This window comes from Candidatus Eisenbacteria bacterium, assembly GCA_016930695.1.
Lineage (GTDB): Bacteria > Orphanbacterota > Orphanbacteria > Orphanbacterales > Orphanbacteraceae > JAFGGD01.
This window is the reverse complement of record JAFGGD010000012.1, coordinates 33,394-51,603: the sequence shown is the minus strand read 5'-3', so window position 1 is coordinate 51,603 and position 18,210 is coordinate 33,394. Positions and strand designations below refer to the sequence as shown.

Below are 18,210 nucleotides of genomic sequence, written 5' to 3'. Positions count from 1 at the left end.
CCCGGACGCCCATACCGGTACCGCGGCGGCGGCCGCGCATGGAGAGACGAGAACGATGGTGAAGGTCGAAATCAACGGACGGACCGTCGAGACCCAACCGGGTCGGACGATTCTCGATGTGGTGGAGGAGCACGGGCTGGACCGGATTCCCACCCTCTGCCACTCGCCCGAGCTGAAACCCTACGGCTCCTGCTTCGTCTGCGTCGTCGAGGTGGAGGGGAGGCCGAACCTGCTTCCCGCCTGCTCCACCCGCGTCGCGGAAGGGATGAAAATTCACACGCGAAACGAACGCGTGATCCGCTCCCGGCGCACGGCGCTGGAGCTGCTCCTCTCGAACCACTACGCCGACTGCCTCTCTCCCTGCAAGCTCGGCTGCCCCGCCGGCGTGGACGCGCAGGGGTATATCGCCCTGGCCGCCATGGGGCAAACCCGCAAGGCGGTGGACCTGATCCGCGAGACCAACCCCCTTCCGGCGATCTGCGGGCGGATCTGCGTGCGCAAGTGCGAGGTGGTCTGCCGCCGGCAGGACGTGGATTCCCCGGTGGGCATCAATTTCGTGAAGCGTCACGTCACCGATCAGCCCGGCGTCTACAACGGCAATCCGGAGAGGGAGCCCTCGAAGGGAAAAACCGTGGGTATCGTCGGCAGCGGACCGGCGGGGCTTACCGCCGCCTGGTTTCTCGGGCGAAAGGGGTACGACGCGGTCATCTACGAGGCGATGGAGAAGACCGGCGGCATGCTCCGATACGGCATCCCCGAGTACCGTCTTCCCAAGGATGTTCTCGACCGGGAGGTGGAGTTCATCACCCGCGCCGGCGTGGAGATCCGCACCGGCGTTCGCGTCGGCGGGGAAGTCGCGCTGGAAGAACTTCGGAAAAAGCACGACGCCGTTTTTCTCGCGCCCGGCGCTTTCCGCGGCAAGGGAATGCGGGTGGAACATGAATTCGACACCGAGGGCGTGGTCACCGGCGCGGACTTCCTCGTCGAGAAAGCGGACCGTCCCGAGCCGGTGGAGGGTACGGTGGTGGTGGTCGGCGGCGGAAACACGGCGATGGACGTGGCCCGCACATCCTGGCGCCTCGGCGCGGAGAAGGTGATCCTCCTCTACCGCCGCACCAAGGCGGAAATGCCCGCCGATCCTTTGGAGATCGAGGATTGCATCCGGGAGGGGATCGAAATCCTGGAGCTGGCCGCGCCGGTCGGCATCGTTCGGGAGGGGAATCGCCTGAAGGCGCTTCGCTGCATCCGGATGACGCTCGGCGAGCCGGACGCCTCCGGGCGGCGGCGCCCGGTCCCCCTGGAGGGCTCCGAGTTCGACCTCCCCTGCCGTCTCGCCGTATCCGCCATCGGCCAGGAACCGATCCTGGAGGATCTGTTGGAGAAGGCGGGGGCGGAGGCTCCGGGCGTCTCGCGGTGGAAAACCTTCGAGGTGGATACCCGAACCATGCGAACCAACGTGGAAGGTCTCTTCGCCGGCGGCGACGCCGCGGACGACGGCCCCACGGTGGTGATCGACGCGATCCGTGACGGCGGCCGGGCGGCCCGCGCGATCCACGCCTTCCTCTCCGGCGAGGAACTTCCGGCGGAGCCTTTCGCGGTCCGCAAGGAATTCTGGTCCAAGCCGGGCCGGGTGGAGCTGGGCGACGTCCCCGAGAGCCCGCGCCACCATCTCCAGGAGTTGGACGTGGAGGAGCGCCGGGGGAACTTCCGCGAGGTCGCGGTCGGATTCGAGTGGGAGGACGTGATCCACGAGCAGGAACGTTGCCTCTCCTGTGGGTGCGTCGCCTTCGACGACTGCAAGCTCCGGGAATACGCCGAGGAGTACGGCGTCGACATGGAGCGCTTCGCCGGCCAGGTGCGGAAGCACAAGACGGACGACCGCCATCCCTACATTATTTATGACCCGAACAAATGTATCCTCTGCGCCCGCTGCATCCGGACCTGCGACCGTGTGTTGCCGATCTCCGCGCTCGGCCTGACGAACCGGGGGTTCCGGACGGAGATGCGGCCGGCGATGAACGATCCTCTGGTGCAGACCAGCTGCATCAGTTGCGGAAACTGCATCGACGCCTGCCCCACCGGCGCGCTCGAGGCGAGGCTCCCCTTCCCGGGACGTTCTCCCTTCAAGGCGGAGCGGGAGGAGACCCACTGCGGCTTCTGCTCCATCGGCTGCCCCATCACGGTCCGGCGGATCAGCGAGGATCGGTATTGGATCGAATCCTCCGGTAAGCCCGGCGACTATCTCTGCCAGTACGGGCGTTTCGGTCATGAACTCTTCATCAAGGGGCGGCGCCTGATCGTTCCGACGGTGCGCGAAGGGAGCCGCCATCGCGCGGTGGGTTTCCGGGACGCCTACGCGCTCGCCGTGGAGGGTCTGCGCGGCGCGGCGGAACATTTCGGTCCCGAGTCGGTCGCCGTTTTCGTTTCGCCGGAGCTGACCAACGAGGAGCTGTACTTGGCCGGCCTCGTCGCCCGGGACGGGCTCGGCACGAACAACGTGGGATCCATCGCCCTGATGGAAACCGGGGTGCGCGCCGCGACGCTCGACCGCTCCTTCGGTTTCACGGGATCCACCGCGGATCGGAGCGTTCTCCGGGAGGCGGACCTGATCCTTTGCAACAACACGGACACCCAGGCGGAGCACGCCGTCCTCTCCAGCGAGATCGTTTGCGCCGTGAAGGAGGGGGGCGCCCGGCTCGTGGTCTCCAACTCCTCGCCGAGCCCGCTGGACAGCCTGGCGGCGCTCTCCCTCGACCCGATGCGCGGGAGGTCCGCGGCGTTCTGGAACGGCGTGATCCAGCTCGGCATCGATGAAGGATGGCTCGACCGGGAAGCGATCCGCGCCATGCCGGGCGGAAGCGATTTTCTCGACGATCCGCACGATTACTCCCTCGCCGCGGCGGCGGAGCGGAGCGGCGTGGAGGCGGAGAAGATTCGCGAGGCGGCCCGGCTCGTCCTACACGCGCGAAGGGTCGTCGTCATCCACAGCCCGGATCGCTCCCGGGATCTCGCGCCGGGGGACGTGGAAACGCTGGCGAACCTGGTCCTCCTCCTCCGCGGGAAGGGAATCCCGGCGGACCTGATTCTCCCCTCCATGGCGGCGAACGGCGCCGGCGTGGAGCTTTCCGGCGCCGATCCCGCCTTCGCGGCGGGGCGCGCCCCCGCGCCCGCCCTGCCGGGCGCGAAGAACCGTGAAGACCTCCTCCGCGCGCTCCGGGAGGGGCGGATCCGAGCGGCCCTCGTCGTCGGCGAGGATCCGATGGGATACAACAAGACCGCGTCCTATCTGGGGAACGTGGAGTTTCTCGCCGCGGTCGATTGGGCGCGGACCGAGACGACCCTCTTCGCGGACGTGGCGATTCCGGGGAGCACCTACCTGGAGAGCGAGGGAACGCGGGTGAACTTCGAGGGGCGGGCGATCCGGTTCCAGCCGGCCGCGGCGCCTCTTTCGGGCATGAAGGGTTGGCGCGTGCTCCGCAATCTGGCGGATCATCTCGGCGTCTCCGTGCCCGCCGTGTTCCCGAGGATCGAGGGAGCCTTATGGAAGGCGGCGCGCGAGGGTCTCGGCGACAGGCTCCCCTTCTATCTCGGCGACGGTGATCGCTCCGCCTGGGACGGGAAAGGGACGCTGGTCATCGCCGACGTGGACGCCACGCCCTACCCGAGGACGCCGGCGCTCACCGAGATCGCCCAGTACAAACGGGACGTCCACGAAGTGGGGCTGGAGCACTTCCGCGTGGGCGCCCGCCGGGCCTAGCGGGATCGGGCCGGGGCGGACCGTGCGCCGCCGCTCCGGCCCGTCGACGATCCGTCGCCCCGCCGGGCGGCGCATGGGAAGGGACGCCCCCGCCCGGCGTTCCCAGCCGTCCACTCCCTCGGACCGGCCGCCGGAACCCGCTCCGGCCGCCCGCCCCTGGAGTCCGCCATGGCGATTACCACCGAGAACGTCTTCCGCCTCTTCGACGTCAGCTTCGACTACCTGCTTGTTCTGGACGACGGCGAACGCGTGGTCCACGTGAGCAACATGCTCGCCCGGCAGTGCCGGCTCGACCGGGACGGCCTGATCGGCCGGACGCTCGCCGACATCCTCCCGCCCACTCCGCTCGAGGAGTTCCGCCGCGTTCTCTCCCGGGTGCGGGAGAGCGAGAGCCGGGAGGTGGCGTTCTGGAAGGTGTGCGACCGGATCCCCTCGATCCCCCTGAAGGGGGTCTCGGCGGAAACCGAGGACGGCGTGCTCTACCTCTTCTGGGGAAATCGCCTCGCCGAGTTGGACGGCTTGGAGGGGATGACGGACTGGGACAAAGTCGAGCGGATCAAGGAACTCTCCTGCCTCTACGCGGTGGCGGAGTGGATCGAGGTCTCCGGTTCGGTCGCGGAGTTCTTCGAGAAGTTTCCCGAGTTCATGCGGGAGGGGATGAAGTATCCGGACCGGGTGGCGGTCTTCTCTTCCTTCCTCGGCAGGGAGTACGGCGACCGTCCCGAGGGGCTCACCATCAAGAGCAACCTGGTGGTGGGGAATGAAGTCCGGGGCGAGATCGTGGTGGGCTACGACACGCCGGACCTGGAGATGCTTCCGGAGGAGCAGAAGCTGCTGAACGGGATCACCCGGATACTCGGCGTCGCGCTGGACCGGAAGGAACTGGCCGACACCCTCGCCGCCAAGCGGGAGGAGATGGAGAATCAGCGCCGGCACCTCGACAAGATCAATTCCTACCTCGACGGCGTGGTGACCGGCTTCGAGGAGTCCAAGATCCGCCTGGAAACGATGTTCCAGGCGATCCCCGACAAGGTGGCGATCATCGACCGCGAGAGGAACGTGATCATGACCAATCGGGAGGAGGTGCCGCCGGGGAGCAAGTGCCACAAGACCTTCTTCGACAGCGATCGCCCCTGCTTGGACTGCCGGCTCGCGCGCATCGTTCGGGAGAAGGCGCCGATCACTCTCGAGATCCGTCACGACGACAACTACTACGAAGTCCACGCCCTTCCCATCTTCGGGAAGGACCACGACGTGAACGGCATCATCGAGTTCTACAGGGACGTCACCTACAAGAAGACGTACGAGCAGCAGCTTCAGCAGGCGGACAAGCTCGCGTCGTTGGGACAGCTCGTCTCCGGCATCGGTCACGAGATCAACAACCCCAATCAGTTCATCCGTGGGAACATCAAGATCTTTCAGCAGGCGATGGAGGACATCCTTCCCATCGTGGACGAATATCAGAAAAGCCACCCGGACCTGAAGGTGGCCCGCCTGAAGTACGACTTCTTCCGCAGCCACATCATGACCCTCATCCAGGACATGGCGAACGGTTCGGAACGGATCAAGAGGATCGTGGAGGGGCTGAAGCGTTTCGCCAGGCGGGACGAAGGGCTCCTGATCGACAACGTGGACGTGAACACGGTGATCAACGAGAGCGCCCGGCTCGTTCACAACCAGGTGCACAAGGCGGCCGACATCGAACTGGAGCCGCAGAGGGAGATACCCACCTTCACCGGCAACGCCCAGAAGATCGAACAGGTGCTGATCAACCTGATCATCAACGCCAGCCAGGCGATGCCCGAGGACCGGCGCGGCCTGATTCGCCTGATCACCCGTTCGGACGAGGACTTCATCACGATCGAGGTGCAGGACAACGGGAAGGGAATGGGCGAGCGCACGCTGAACCAGATCTTCGACCCTTTCTACACGACCAAGCGCGCCAAGGGAGGGACCGGCCTCGGCCTCTCCATCGCCTACCGGATCATCGAGGAGCACCGGGGATCCATCTCCGTCTCCAGCAAGCCGGACGTGGGAACCACGTTCACCATTCGCATTCCGTACAAAAAGAAGAAGGCGGACGCCGCGGGGAAGACGGATGAGGAAGCTGCTGATCGCTGACGACGACGTGGCCGTCACGAATTATCTGATGGTCTTCCTGATGCAGACCGAGCGGTACGAGCCGACGGTCATCAACAACTCCAAGGATATTCCCGACCTGTTGGAGCGCGAGGTTTTCGACGCGATCCTGCTCGACATGGACATGCCCCAGCTCTCCGGCATGGACGTGCTGAAGCTGGTGCACGACAAAGGGCTGGAGACGCCGGTCATCGTGCTCACCGGCGTGAACGACGTGGACCTGGCGGTGAAGGCGCTCAAGCTGGGCGCCTTCGATTACCTGACCAAGCCGGTGGAGGACGACTATCTGCTGGAGGTGCTCGACAAGGCGATCACCCAGAGGGCCCTTCGCACCACGATCCGCCAGATCCCCGACCGGCCGCGCCGGGAGGACCTGGCCCATGAGGAAGCCTTCGCGCACCTCCCCACGCGGAGCGAGTCGATGATCCAGCTTTTCCACCAGGCCGAGAAGATGGCCGCCGGAGACCTGAACGTGTTCATCTTCGGCGAACGGGGGGTGGGGAAGGAGTCGATGGCGCGCGCGATTCACGCCGCCAGCCCCCGCGCGAAGGGCCCCCTCGTCTCGGTGGACGTGGCCGCCCACGATCCGGAGCGCTTCGCCGCCGATTTCTTCGGCCAGGCGGAGGACTGGAAGGGGGAGAGGGAGGTGAGGCCCGGCTTCTTGGAGGGCGCGTCCGAGGGGACCCTCTTCATCAACAACGTGGAGGAACTTCCCCGGCCGGTGCAGATCCGTCTCCTTCGGGTGATGCAGAAGAAGGAGTTCTACCGCGAGTCGAGCACCCGCACACACGCCATCGACGTCCGGATCATCGCCGCCTCCTGCCACGAACTGGGGGAGGAGCAGTTTCGGGACGCCTTTTCGCCGGACCTGTTCCATCACCTGATGGTGCACTCCATCCGCCTGATTCCCCTCCGGGAGAGGGCCGAGGACATTCCGGTTCTTGCGGAGCATTTCCTCGCCCAGGAGGCGGCGCGGCAGAGGAAGAACATCGTGGGCTTCGAGCCGCGGATGCTCGACCTGCTCGTCGGCTACGCCTTTCCGGGAAACCTGCAGGAGCTGCACGACATCATCGCCACTTCGGTTATCAACACCGAAGGGGACCGGATCGGCGTCGACACGCTCTCCCCCTATCTCCGGGATCGGATCCTCGCCGGCGGCGCGGAGGAGGAGCCCTTCCACGCCCGTTCTCTCGCGGAGGTGGAGCGGGAACACGGGGAGAAGACGCTTCGCCACTTCCAGGGGAACCGGGCGCGCGCGGCGGCCGCCCTCGGGATCGACGAGGAAAGCCTGCGGCGGATCCTGGAGGGAAACGGTGGCGGGTGATCCGGACGGGTAACGGCGCGAGGAAAAGGCCCGGGGCGGTGAACCCCGGGCCTTTCGCGTGGGGGGACGTCCCCCCCTTTTCTTATGACGAAAAACTCTAACGGATCAGCACCATCTTGCGCGTCTCCCGGTCACCGCCGGCGACGAGGCGGCTGAAGTAGACGCCGCTCGCAACGCCCATACCCTCATCGTTCCGGCCGTTCCAAACCGCGTGGTGCGTTCCGGCCGTTTCGGGGCCGTTCACCAGCGTACGCACGAGACGCCCCGACACGTCGTGGATCGTGATCTTCACGGATCCGGGCGCGGCGAGGGAGTAGCCGATGGTGGTGGTCGGGTTGAAGGGGTTGGGGCGGCACGGCTCGAGGCCGAATCGGCGCGCCTCCGGCGCGGGTCCCTCCGACACGCCGGTCATCACGTCCACGTAACCGAAGAGGCGGAAATCGTCCACCGCCGCCTCGACCAGAGAACCGCTCCCGTCGTCGGAGGCGACGAAGCGGAACTGAACCGTGGAGGTCAGGTCGATGTGCTCCTCGAGGACGAAGTTCCGCTGCACCCAGGCGTTGGTGCTCGCCGACGTGTACTCCAAGTCGGTCCAGCCCGAGCCGTCGTTCACCGACACCTTCCAGATGTCCCCGCCCGGGTTGAGCCCCCGGTCGTTGGTGTACCAGACCCAGTAGGCGACCGAGGCGGTCATGTAATCGGAGAGGTCGAAGACGGGGGAGAAGAGGGTGGTCTTGCCGCCGTCCACGTCCGCCGTGCCGGCGCTCTGCCCGGAGTCGGCGTTACCGGTGACGAAGCAGATCTCGCCCGGGTCGATGGTGTGGTCCGTGTACGGTTGCACCGTTTCCCCGTTGTACTCCGTTCCCACCGGCGCCTCGCGCACCCAGATTCCCGACGCGGCGTCGTCATCGACGTCGCCGACGGTCCAATCGCCGGCGGATTCGAATTCTTCGTCGAGCAGCGTGATCTCGGGCGCCACGACGAAGCGGTAGACCTCCGCCGGAGCGCCGGCGGGATCGACGGACTCGAGCCCCACCGCGTCGCGCGCGTAGGCCCAGTACTCGACGATGGTCGAGTAGGGCTGCCCCGGGATGTCCGCCTCGTAGGAGTCGCCGGTCAGGTACTGCAGCTCCAGCGGCGTCGCGTTCCCGTTCCAGTTGGTTCGATAGTAAAGGGTTTTCTGCGCCAGGTCCGAGTACTCGGCGATGGTGACCGGGATGGTGTAGGGGCCGGTTTCGTCGTCGGTGGAGGCGTGGGCGGTGACGCCGAGCACCGGCGCGACGACGTCGATCAGATAGAAGTCGATGTCCGTGTTCTGCGCTTCGGTGATCGTCACGTTCTCCACCGTGTCCGGATCGAAGCTGGCGTGGGTCGCCACCGCCGTGTAGACGCCGGGGGTGACCATGCCGCCGTATTTGCCGTCCGAGCCGGAGGAGAAGGAACGGCCGCTTTCGACGAGGCGGACCTGCACGCCCTGAATCGGCGTGTTCCCGTTGGAGGCGTTGAAGACGTCGCCCGTGAGGGTTCCCGTCGGGCCCGCGGCGACCGGCACGAAGCGGATCGCCCGGCCGTCGGCGAGAATCGAAGAGCCGGAGGAGTACTTGTTGTAATAGCTGTAAAGCAGGCCGTCGCTCTGGTCCAAGTTCTCGATCCCGACGGTGGCGTAGCCGTTGTAGGGATAGGCGTCGTACTGGTTCACGTCGTAGTACTGGAAGACGATGATCCCGTCGTTCGTGTCCGTCGTGTGATGGGCCGGGTCGTAGAGGATGAGCTCGAAGGTCTCGTCGGTCCCCCAGTCGCACTGCTCCATGCGGCTCCACTCGATGATGTACCGGTTGTTCGCCGCGTCGTACTTCCGGTAGACCGCGCCGCCGCCGGACTGGTCCAGGTCGTCCCAGAAGGGGGCGATCATCCCGTTCGGGCCGCCCGAGCCGGGAATGATCCAGTTTCGATAGGCGACCGACGGGGAGCGGCCCATGGAGATCCACCCGTTGGAGCAGACCGTGATGGTGTCGTAGCTCTCGCCGTAGTATTGGAAGGGGAAGGGGAGCGCGATCACGACGGACTTGTCCTGGTAGGTCCCGTTGTCGCCGAGGACGATCTCCGTGCCGTCGCCCCCGTAGGACGGATCCAACTCCACCCAGGAATAGACCGGCGCCTCCGGATAGCCGGCGTCGGTGTCGTCGAAGGCGTAGTAGCCGTAGCCGTCCGGACCGGTCGGATCGGAGGTGGCGACGGCGCCGACGGTGATGGAGAAGGGGACCGTGTCGATCCGCCCGCCCGAGAAGGCGCAGACGATTTCGAAGTTGGCGAGATAGCCCTGATAGGTGGAGGCGTCGGCGGTGACGGTGAAATAGTCGGTGTCGCAGATGCCCACCGCCCCCACGTCGATTCCGCCGAAGGAGCCGGAGGCGTCGCCCACGGTGACCATCGACGAGAGTGAGGAGAGCGTGCCGGTGACGTTCGAGGCGTAGCTCTCCCCCGTGTTTTCGATCCGGACCACCAAGTTCGCCGTTTCGCCCGGGTCGAGGCGGCTGTTCCCGCCGTCGACCACGATGACGGCGTAGGTTTCCAATGCGCTGGAGACCACCGGGATTTCGATCAGCGAGTGCCAGGAGGACGCGCCGGAGGAGACGTCCAGGCCGAGCTGAACCAGATGCCCCTGCGGGCAGCCGGGCGCGATCTGGAAGTCGAAGTCCTCGTCGGACCAGTCATCGCCTCCGCCGCCGATGTCCCCCCAGGTCTCGTTCCCGTCCAGGATCGTGACGAAGGGGTCGTCGCTGGTGAGCTCGGCGGTGACGGAGGTTTTCGTGGCGCCGGAGTAGTTGCGGAGCTGCACAGGAAGCTCGATCGCCTCGCCGGCGTTCACGTTGCCGTCGCCGTTCCCCTGGCTGTCGCCGGAGGCGTCGTCGTCCACGGTGTGGGCCAGATAACCCAGATGGTCGCCGCCGGCGTCGACGGTCACGTCGGCCAGGTAGGGGTGGTGGTTGTGCTTGGTGACGGTGATCTGCATCGCGCCGCCCGAGGAGTTGTTCAGCGGCAGTTCGATCCGACCGGAGGCGTCGGTGCGTCCCCTCTCGTAGGTCTCGCTCCCCTTGCGGACGCAGACGAGCGCGTCCCGGACGGGCGTGCCGCCGGCGGCCACTTCGACCACGATCGAGTTGGCGCCGAGCGCCACGGAAGCGTCGTGGGTCACCGTGAGGGTTTGCGGAACGGCGGTCCATACGTCCAGCGAAGGGTCGCCCATTAGGTTGTTCCAGTAGGCCCAGGTCTCCGCCACGTCCGCTTCATTGTCGTAATAATTATTATAGATCTCCAGCTTGCCGCGGGTGAGGGAGGCGCCCATGGTGGCCGGTCCGTCCCAGAGAATCCCGCGCCAGATGCCGTAGTACATGCAGTTGTTGTAGCGCGTGTGGGTGTGGATCGTGGCGGTGCCGACCGCGCCGATTCCCCCCTTCATGGTGGTCGTTCCGCTTCCGGCCCGCAGCCACGCCTCGGAGCGGGAGGTGCCGCCGGCGAAGCTCCCCGTGTCGCAGGTGAGCATCACCACGTAGGGGAGCTTGTAGCCGTTATTAAGGGTGTAGATGTTCGACGTCCCCCAGCCGCTCGTATAGTACCATCCGCGGTAGCCGTGCACCGAGCAGCCCTGGGTGATGGAAGCGCTCATCTGGCTGACGAAATTCTCGGTGTAGATGGTGTCTATGTCGTCGTAACCGAGATCGAGGAGCCGGTCGGCGAGCCAGCGGCCGGTTTCGACGCAGCTCTCGCCGGAGGAACTGGGGTCGCCGACCACGCAGGCGCGGGTGAACCAGCTCGTGCTCCCCATTTCCGGCGCGCTCTCATAGTTGACGATTTTGCTGATCACCCGGGAAACCTCGTCGGCGCTGCTGACCGAAAGGCGGCCGATGTGAACGTCCGCCAGGATGTCCGTGCCGTCGAGAAGGGTGTAGCCGTGATCCCCTTCGCCGCCGTAGCCGCTGGAGGTTTCATACCAGCAGGGGATCGCGTAGGTGCCGCTCACGTCGCCGACGAGTGTGACGTATTCGAGGTTGAAGGAATCGTCGTTGTAGACGCTTTGGATGTAACTCTTGATCGCCCCCGTGGTGGTCCCCGTGACGGCGGTGGTGACCAGCGTGACCGGCTCTCCCTTCCGCTCCTTCCAGTCCAGAAGTCTTTGCAGCGAATCGACCAGCGCGGCGTTGTTCGGGCAGATCATCAGATGGCCGCCGGGGAGCGCGCGGCTCTTGTCCGGTGAGGAGTAATTCGCCACCGCCTCGCTGAGGAGGAGATCGAAGCTGGGGGGCATGGGCCGGATATCCGCAGCGGACGCTTTCGAGGCGCCTCCATCGAAAACGATCTCCACTTCGATCCGGTCCGCCACGCGCAGGGTGCGCGTCGCCGGGTCGTAGCGGACGGGACGGAAGGTGACCGGCGCGACGCGCAGGCCGCGGATCCGGGCGGTTTCGCCGACGCTCGCCGAGGGGGAATCGGCGCCCCGGACCGCGTAGGCTTCCTCGTCGTAGTCGAACGCGGATTCACGGCTCTCGTCGCCTCTCTGCAGGGGAGCCAATAGAATCCCCTCGCGGGTTTCCTCGGAAAGGACGATCGCCCTCGCCTCGATCCTCGCCCCTTCGGGGACGGCGATCAGGCGCGTGAAGATGGGGGTCGCCGGTCCGCCGATCTCTCCCTCGAACCCGCCGCCCGGCACGGAGAAGGACCGAAAACGTTCGCCGTCGATCTCCAACTCGATTTCGGAAAGAAGGGGCATTTCGAAAAGGAGGCGGAGCACGCCCTCACTCTCTTCCGTCACCTCCACGGTCGGGACGGCGTCCCGGGCCGGTTCCGGTTGCATCGACTCGGTCCGCAAAGCGGGGAACACGGTCAAGAGAAGACAGAAAAACGCAAGATGTGCGGATCGACGCATGGTTTCCTCCCTATCGGGTAAACGATCTCGATCGGAAATGGCCGCGCGGGAGCGGCTCCAGGGGGAGAACAGAGTACGGGCTCTAATCTTGTCCGGTTCTTTCCGGTATCGGGGAGCGAAGAAGAACCTTCGTCAGGCTTATAGTATATCATAATGCCCTTTGCCCAAACAAGATCTAGCTTCCTTCACGGAGGGGGCGGTTTTCGAAAGCAAGAGCCGCCGGGCGCCACGCTTACGAAGCACTCCCTCGAACTCGGGGCGGAGTGGGTGAGAGGCCGTGACCGGAAAAACGGGGTGGAAAGAACGGACAACGGTATGGTATAATTTCGCTTAGTCGGTGGATTTCCCGCCCTCCCTGCGCGGAATCGCCGGCCCGGCGCAGGAAGGGCGTCTCCTGTGGTTCGACCACGCCCCTCAGCGTTCGCCGCGCCCTCGTCTCGGACCGTTCACCGGCCCTTGGATCGGCGCGCTCACTGCTCCCCCTTGTTGAAACCGGCTTATCACCGACCGTATAAAAGCGGAAGGGGAGATCCACAGATGAAAGCGACGCACCTCGTTCCCATGATCCTTCTCGCCGCGGCACTCGCGGCCCACGCCGGCACGATCACCGTGCCGGGCGACTACACGTTGCTCCAAGAGGCGGTGGAAGCCGCCGTTTCGGGAGACACGGTGCTCCTTTCGGCGGGCGTCTACGACAGTCTCTTCTACCCGCCCGTGGTGGACACCACGCAGTGCGTCGTCTACATGAAGTCGGGCGTCTCGCTTCTGGGCGAACCGGGCGCGATCATCGACGGCGACAGCCTGGGACGGGGAATCTTCTGCGACGGCGTCACCGGGGTCCGGATCGAGGGCTTGACCGTCCGCAAGGCCTTCGCCGAGATGTACGGCTCGGGGATTTTCGCCGACGATGGAGCGGAAGTGATCGTCGAGGATTGCGTGATCACCGACAATCACGACGGCGGCGTGATCGTCATGGACGGCTCGGATGTGGACTTCTTCGACTGTGAAATCAACGACAACCATTCCAAACAGGGCGGGGGCGTGGCGGTCGAGAACACCTGCGACGTCGGTTTCTACGGTTGCCGCGTTCTCCGGAACGAGGCGCCCGCCGGCGGCGGCGTCTTCGTGCGCGCCGGCTGCACCGTCGCGTTCGAAAACTGCGTCATCGACTCCAACCTCCTGCCCACGGTGAACGGCGCGGCCGGGGGTGTCAGCATCAACAACTCCACGGCGACCATGAAAAACTCCCGCGTGAACGCGAACGTCTCCTCCGGCCGGGGAGGCGGCTTCGCGGTGACCGACAACGCGACGGTGACCATCGAGTCCACATACGTGCAGAACAACGAAACCACCGGAGACTACGGCCCCGGGGGCGGCATCTATCTGGAGATGGCGACTCTGGTCATGCGCGCCTCCGTCGTCACCGGCAACAGCGCGCCCGGCGACGACTCCGACGGCGGCGGTCTCTTCCTCTTTTTCGCCAACGCCTGCTCGCTGCTTCAATGCACCATCGCCGGAAACGGAACGGTGGACGACGAACTGGGCGGGGGCATTACCTCGCAGTACTGCTCCCCCGTCATCGAGCAAACCATCCTCGCCTTCAACGGCCCGGGCGCCGGCATCACCTGCACGGACGGGACGCCGGTCTTCTCCTGCTGTGATCTTTACGGCAACACCGGCGGCGACGCGATCTGCGGCATGGACGACGGCGGCAATTTCTCGCAGGACCCGCGGTTCTGTGACGATGCGAACGATCTCTTCACCCTCCATTGCGATTCTCCCTGCTTCCCCGGACGGCACCCCGACGGATCCTCTTGCGGTCTGATCGGCGCCGAGACGATCGGCACCTGCGACGGTGTCGGCGTCGACCAGGGAAGCGCTCCGGAGGGAATCGCTCCCCCCTTGCGGCACTACGCTTCGCCCAACCCCAACCGGAACGGCACGACGATCCACTTCGGCGTCCTCCGGGCGGGCCGCGTCTCCGTCGCGATTTACGATGTCGCCGGCCGGCGCGTGCGCATGCTGGAAGACCGTGATCTCGGCGCCGGCGCGCAACAGGTGGAATGGGACTCCCGGGACGACGCGGGACGACCGGTGTCGAGCGGCATCTACTTCTACCGAATCACGGGCGATCCGTCCCCACGGAGCGGTCGCCTCGTGATCACCCGATGACGGGAACACGGTAGAAAGCGCAAGCCGAATCCGTTACGGTTGCGGGATCTACGGTGCGCGACCGCGCGCCGATCAGGAGGATTACGATGCGGAGCACCTTGCTTGTCGCCGCACTCTGCTGTCTCGCCGGCGCACTCCCCGCCGGCGCGGTGACGGAGGGGGCGGATGCCCTGACCTTGCGAACCGTTCCCTCGCCCGGCGCGATCCGTCTGACCGTGCGGGACGACGGGCCGGTCCCCTTCGCGGCGGAGACGGTCCGTTGGATCGCCCTCCCGCCGGACGCCGCCGAGCCTCGTCTCCTCCCGTCCGCCGGGAAGGAAAACCCGCCGGTCCGCGCCTTCGCCGGACCGGTCATGAAACTACGCGGCGTCTCCGTTCTTCCGATCCGTTTTGCGCCGGCGGCGGACAAGGCGAGCGCGGGCGCGGAACTCCGCCGCGCCTTCGATCTGGAGATTCGTTACGAAACCGCCCCGGGCAAGGGGGGGGCGGGCGCGGCGGCGGCGATGAGCCGCGGCTTCTACGATCCCTTCCTCGACCTCTTCCCGGAGGACCAGAGGTCCGCCCTCGCCGGCGCCGGAGAGGAAGGGGGAATGCTGATCGTGACGCATCCCTCTCTCGAAGCGGCGGCGGAGCCTCTCGCGGAGTGGAAACGGTCTCTGGGCTATGACGTGACGCTGGTCACCACCAACGAGACGGGCACCCGCAACGACGAGATCCGCTCCTATATAAAGGGGCTCTACGACGGATCCGGAACGCCGCCCCAGTACGTCCTTCTCCTCGGGGATGTGGAGCAGGTTGCCGGGTTCGACTATCACCAGAGCGTCACCGATCTTCCCTATAGCCTGATGGACGACGACGATTTTCTTCCCGATCTGGAAGTGGGGCGTCTCTCGGCGCAGAACGCCGATGACCTGGAGACGATCGTCGCAAAAATCCTTCGCTACGAAGGGGATCCCTATATAGCGGACACCACCTGGTACGGCCGGGCTCTCCTCGTGGCGGGGGACTATAGTTCCAACACGCCCGTGCCCGTCTCCCGTTGGTGCCGCGATCAGCTCTACGACGCCGGCTTCACGGCGGTGGACACCGTCTTTTACCCGCCCCACTGGGGGACCGGCGCCCCCTTCATCCGCTCCTCCGTCAACAAGGGGGTCTCCCTCGTCAGCTACCGGGGCTGGGCCTACGGGTGGCGCGGCTGGGAACCGCCCCACTTCACGGTGGACGAAATCCCGAGCCTGAGCAACGGCTGGATGCTTCCGGCGGTGTTCAGCTTCGTCTGCGAGAACGGCAACTTCACCAACACCGAGTGTTTCGGCGAGGCCTGGATCCGCGCGGGCACCGCCTCTTCCCCCAAGGGAGGGATCGCCTTCATCGGGAACAGCGAGCACTGGTCCCACACGCGGCACAACGACGCCGCGGCGATCGGCGCCTTCCGGGCGATCCGCGAGCGGGGCGAGAGGCGTCTCGGCGCGATCCTGAACTCCGCGAAGGCGGAGATCTGGCGCTCCTTCCCGGACCAAATCCCCTACGATCCCTACACCGACGAATCGGTGGAGTTTTATTACTACATCTACGGTCTTCTCGGAGATCCCTCCCTGGAGATCCGGACCGCGGTTCCCCGAACGATCCATGCGGCCTGGCCGGACACGATTCCGCCAGGGACGGGGCGGATCGAGGTGGCGGTCTTCGAGGCGGATGGCGCCACTTTCGTCGAGGGGGCCCGCGTCGGCCTCTCCCGCGGCGGCGTGACGCTCGGCCGCGCCTGGACCGACGAGTACGGACGCGCGACCGTTCTGGCGAACGTCTCCGCCGGCGCGGAGCCGGTGCGGCTGACCGTCACCGGCCCGGGGATCTTCCCGGTCCTCGACAGCGCGGCGGTGGACGCCGGCCGTCCCGAACTCTCCCTCGCCGAGGTGTGGTTCACCGACGACGGTTCCTACGGGAGCGACGGGGACGGCGACGGCCTTCCGGAGCCGGGTGAGATTCTGGCGCTCCGTATCCGCCTCGCCGGCGACGGCGCGCAATCGCTTTCCGGCGTGACGGCGTCTCTGGGCGCGGACGGCGCCGGCGCCACGGTGGTCACCGGCGTTTCCACGTTCCCGGACATCCTCGCCGGCGGATCGGCCTGGTCCGACTCCACGTGGACGGTCCTTCTGGGCGCCGGCCTGGAGGAGGGATTCCGGGCGCGGCTGCGGGTGGACGCGATCGTCGACGGCGACACGACGACCCACGGGTTCGATTTGGTGGTTCGCGCGCCCGACCCGGTTTATGTTTCGCATTCCCTCGAAGGGGACGGCGTCCTCGATCCGGGCGAGTTCGCGGGCATCGATGTCGTGTGGCGGAACGACGGGGCAAACGCCCCGGCGACCCACGGCGTTCTCCGGGCCGTCACGCCCGGCCTCGCGTTCGCGATCGATTCCACGGCGGACTACGCCGCCGTCGATTCCGGCGGCACCTCTCCGGCCGGCACCTTCGGCATCCAGGCGACGGACACCGCCGCCGTCGGCCGCGCGGCGGTCTTCACGCTCCTCCTCACCGCCGACGACGGCCGTACGACGAGGACCGACTTCTCGGTCGTCATCGGCGCCGTGGACCATCGCGCCCCCTTGGGCCCGGATCGCTACGGCTACTGGGCCTACGACAACTCGGACACCGATTATCCCGACGCGGCGCCTCTCTTCGAGTGGGTGGAGATCTCCCCGACCTACGGCGGTTCCGGGATCTCCCTCGGCCTCGGCGACGGCGACGGCGCGGTCCGGGCGCTCCCGTTTCCCTTCGTCTATTACGGGGTCTCTTACGACAGCATCCTGATCAGCGACAACGGGTGGGCTGCCTTCGACCTGGCGAACCGCTTCGATTTCTACAACTGGAGTCTCCCCAACTCCTACGGCAACGCCGCCATGATCGCTCCGTTCTGGGACAACCTGAACCCGGAGAAGGAGGAGAACGACGTACCCGTGGGGGACGGGATCTACGCCTTCTACGACGATGGGGAGCACCGCTATGTGATCGAGTGGAGCCGCCTGGGGAATCTCCGGTCCCAGCACGACAACCACGAGGACTGGGACGACCTGCAGACCTTCGAAATGATCTTCTACGATCCGGCGTATCGCGATACGCCGACCGGCGACGGCGTGATTCGCTTCCAGTATAAACGAATCGTCAACAACGACGACGAACGGATGTACGCTACCGTGGGAATCGAGAACATGGCGGAGGACGACGGCCTCGAGTACAGTTACTCCGACCTCTACCCGGCGGCGGCGGCGCCTCTCTCGGCCGGCCTGGCGGTGGAGTTCACCACCCGTTCCCCGCGCTACGATCCCTTCACCCTCGCCGCATTCACCGCGAAGGCATGCGAGGAGGGGGTCCGCCTCGACTGGATTCCCGGCGACGATCGCCCCCTGGCCGGCTACCGGATCTACCGTGTCGGCGCGGGCGGGGATAGGCTCCTGCTCCCGGGCGGCGCCCTCGGCCCGGAGGCGCGCTCCCACGTGGATCGGGACGTCGACCCGGCGGCGGAGGCGGCCTACGAAATCGGCTCGATCGACCCGACCGGCGCGGAAAAGCTCCTCGGTCCCTGCGTATACGAAGGGCGGGGCGCCCGCGCGATCCGGTTCGCGCTCGGGCACGCCGGGCCGAACCCGGCCCGCGGCGGGGTCCTGCTCTCCTACGCGCTCCCCGAGCGAGGCGACGCGCGGCTCCGGATCTACTCCGTCACCGGGCGGATGATCCGCACGCTCGTCCGGGAGACCGTTGATCCGGGAGTCCGGACCGTCGAGTGGGACGGCCGGGACGACCGGGGCCGTTCGGTCCCGAGCGGCGTCTACTTCGCCCGTCTCCAGGCGGGCGCCGGCGAGCGTCGCATCAAGCTGACCCTACTCCGATGACGGC

At 66.4% G+C, this 18,210-nt stretch carries 6 protein-coding genes; 5 read left to right on the top strand and 1 reads right to left on the bottom strand.

The window, feature by feature from the left end:
* The first annotated feature begins 55 nt into the window (after positions 1-55).
* The 3 genes from JW958_01805 (at position 56) to JW958_01795 (ending at position 7,220) form a co-directional block, all read left to right on the top strand.
* Positions 56-3,757: an FAD-dependent oxidoreductase gene (locus JW958_01805; GenBank protein ID MBN1824969.1), complete on the top strand. Its 3,702-nt coding sequence runs from the start codon at positions 56-58 to the stop codon at positions 3,755-3,757.
* Between the two features lie 168 nt (positions 3,758-3,925).
* Positions 3,926-5,878, top strand: coding sequence for a PAS domain-containing protein (locus JW958_01800; protein MBN1824968.1), 1,953 nt, complete (start codon positions 3,926-3,928; stop codon positions 5,876-5,878).
* Positions 5,856-7,220 (top strand): sigma-54-dependent Fis family transcriptional regulator, encoded by a 1,365-nt coding sequence (locus tag JW958_01795; GenBank protein ID MBN1824967.1) that lies wholly within the window; start codon positions 5,856-5,858, stop codon positions 7,218-7,220. The genes JW958_01800 and JW958_01795 overlap by 23 nt, the downstream gene beginning before the upstream one ends.
* Positions 7,221-7,317: 97 nt before the next feature.
* Here the strand turns inward: JW958_01795 and JW958_01790 are convergent, their stop codons facing one another.
* Positions 7,318-12,144 carry a carboxypeptidase regulatory-like domain-containing protein gene (locus tag JW958_01790; GenBank protein MBN1824966.1) on the bottom strand — a complete coding sequence of 1,609 codons (4,827 nt, stop codon included), beginning with the start codon at positions 12,142-12,144 and terminating at the stop codon, positions 7,318-7,320.
* A 537-nt stretch (positions 12,145-12,681) separates the two neighbouring features.
* Between JW958_01790 and JW958_01785 the strand changes: the two genes are divergently transcribed.
* The gene (locus JW958_01785; GenBank protein MBN1824965.1) at positions 12,682-14,316 is read left to right on the top strand and encodes a right-handed parallel beta-helix repeat-containing protein; all 1,635 of its coding nucleotides are present in this window, start codon (positions 12,682-12,684) and stop codon (positions 14,314-14,316) included.
* Between the two features lie 86 nt (positions 14,317-14,402).
* Positions 14,403-18,206: a T9SS type A sorting domain-containing protein gene (locus JW958_01780; GenBank protein ID MBN1824964.1), complete on the top strand. Its 3,804-nt coding sequence runs from the start codon at positions 14,403-14,405 to the stop codon at positions 18,204-18,206.
* Positions 18,207-18,210: the final 4 nt, after the last annotated feature.

What these genes read in the sequence shown, in the direction of transcription:
- JW958_01780 (MBN1824964.1), top strand. Translation starts at nt 14,403, where the DNA reads ATGCGGAGCACCTTGCTTGTCGCCGCACTCTGCTGTCTCGCCGGCGCA.
- JW958_01795 (MBN1824967.1), top strand. Translation starts at nt 5,856, where the DNA reads ATGAGGAAGCTGCTGATCGCTGACGACGACGTGGCCGTCACGAATTAT.
- JW958_01800 (MBN1824968.1), top strand. Translation starts at nt 3,926, where the DNA reads ATGGCGATTACCACCGAGAACGTCTTCCGCCTCTTCGACGTCAGCTTC.
- JW958_01790 (MBN1824966.1), bottom strand. Translation starts at nt 12,144, where the DNA reads ATGCGTCGATCCGCACATCTTGCGTTTTTCTGTCTTCTCTTGACCGTG.
- JW958_01785 (MBN1824965.1), top strand. Translation starts at nt 12,682, where the DNA reads ATGAAAGCGACGCACCTCGTTCCCATGATCCTTCTCGCCGCGGCACTC.
- JW958_01805 (MBN1824969.1), top strand. Translation starts at nt 56, where the DNA reads ATGGTGAAGGTCGAAATCAACGGACGGACCGTCGAGACCCAACCGGGT.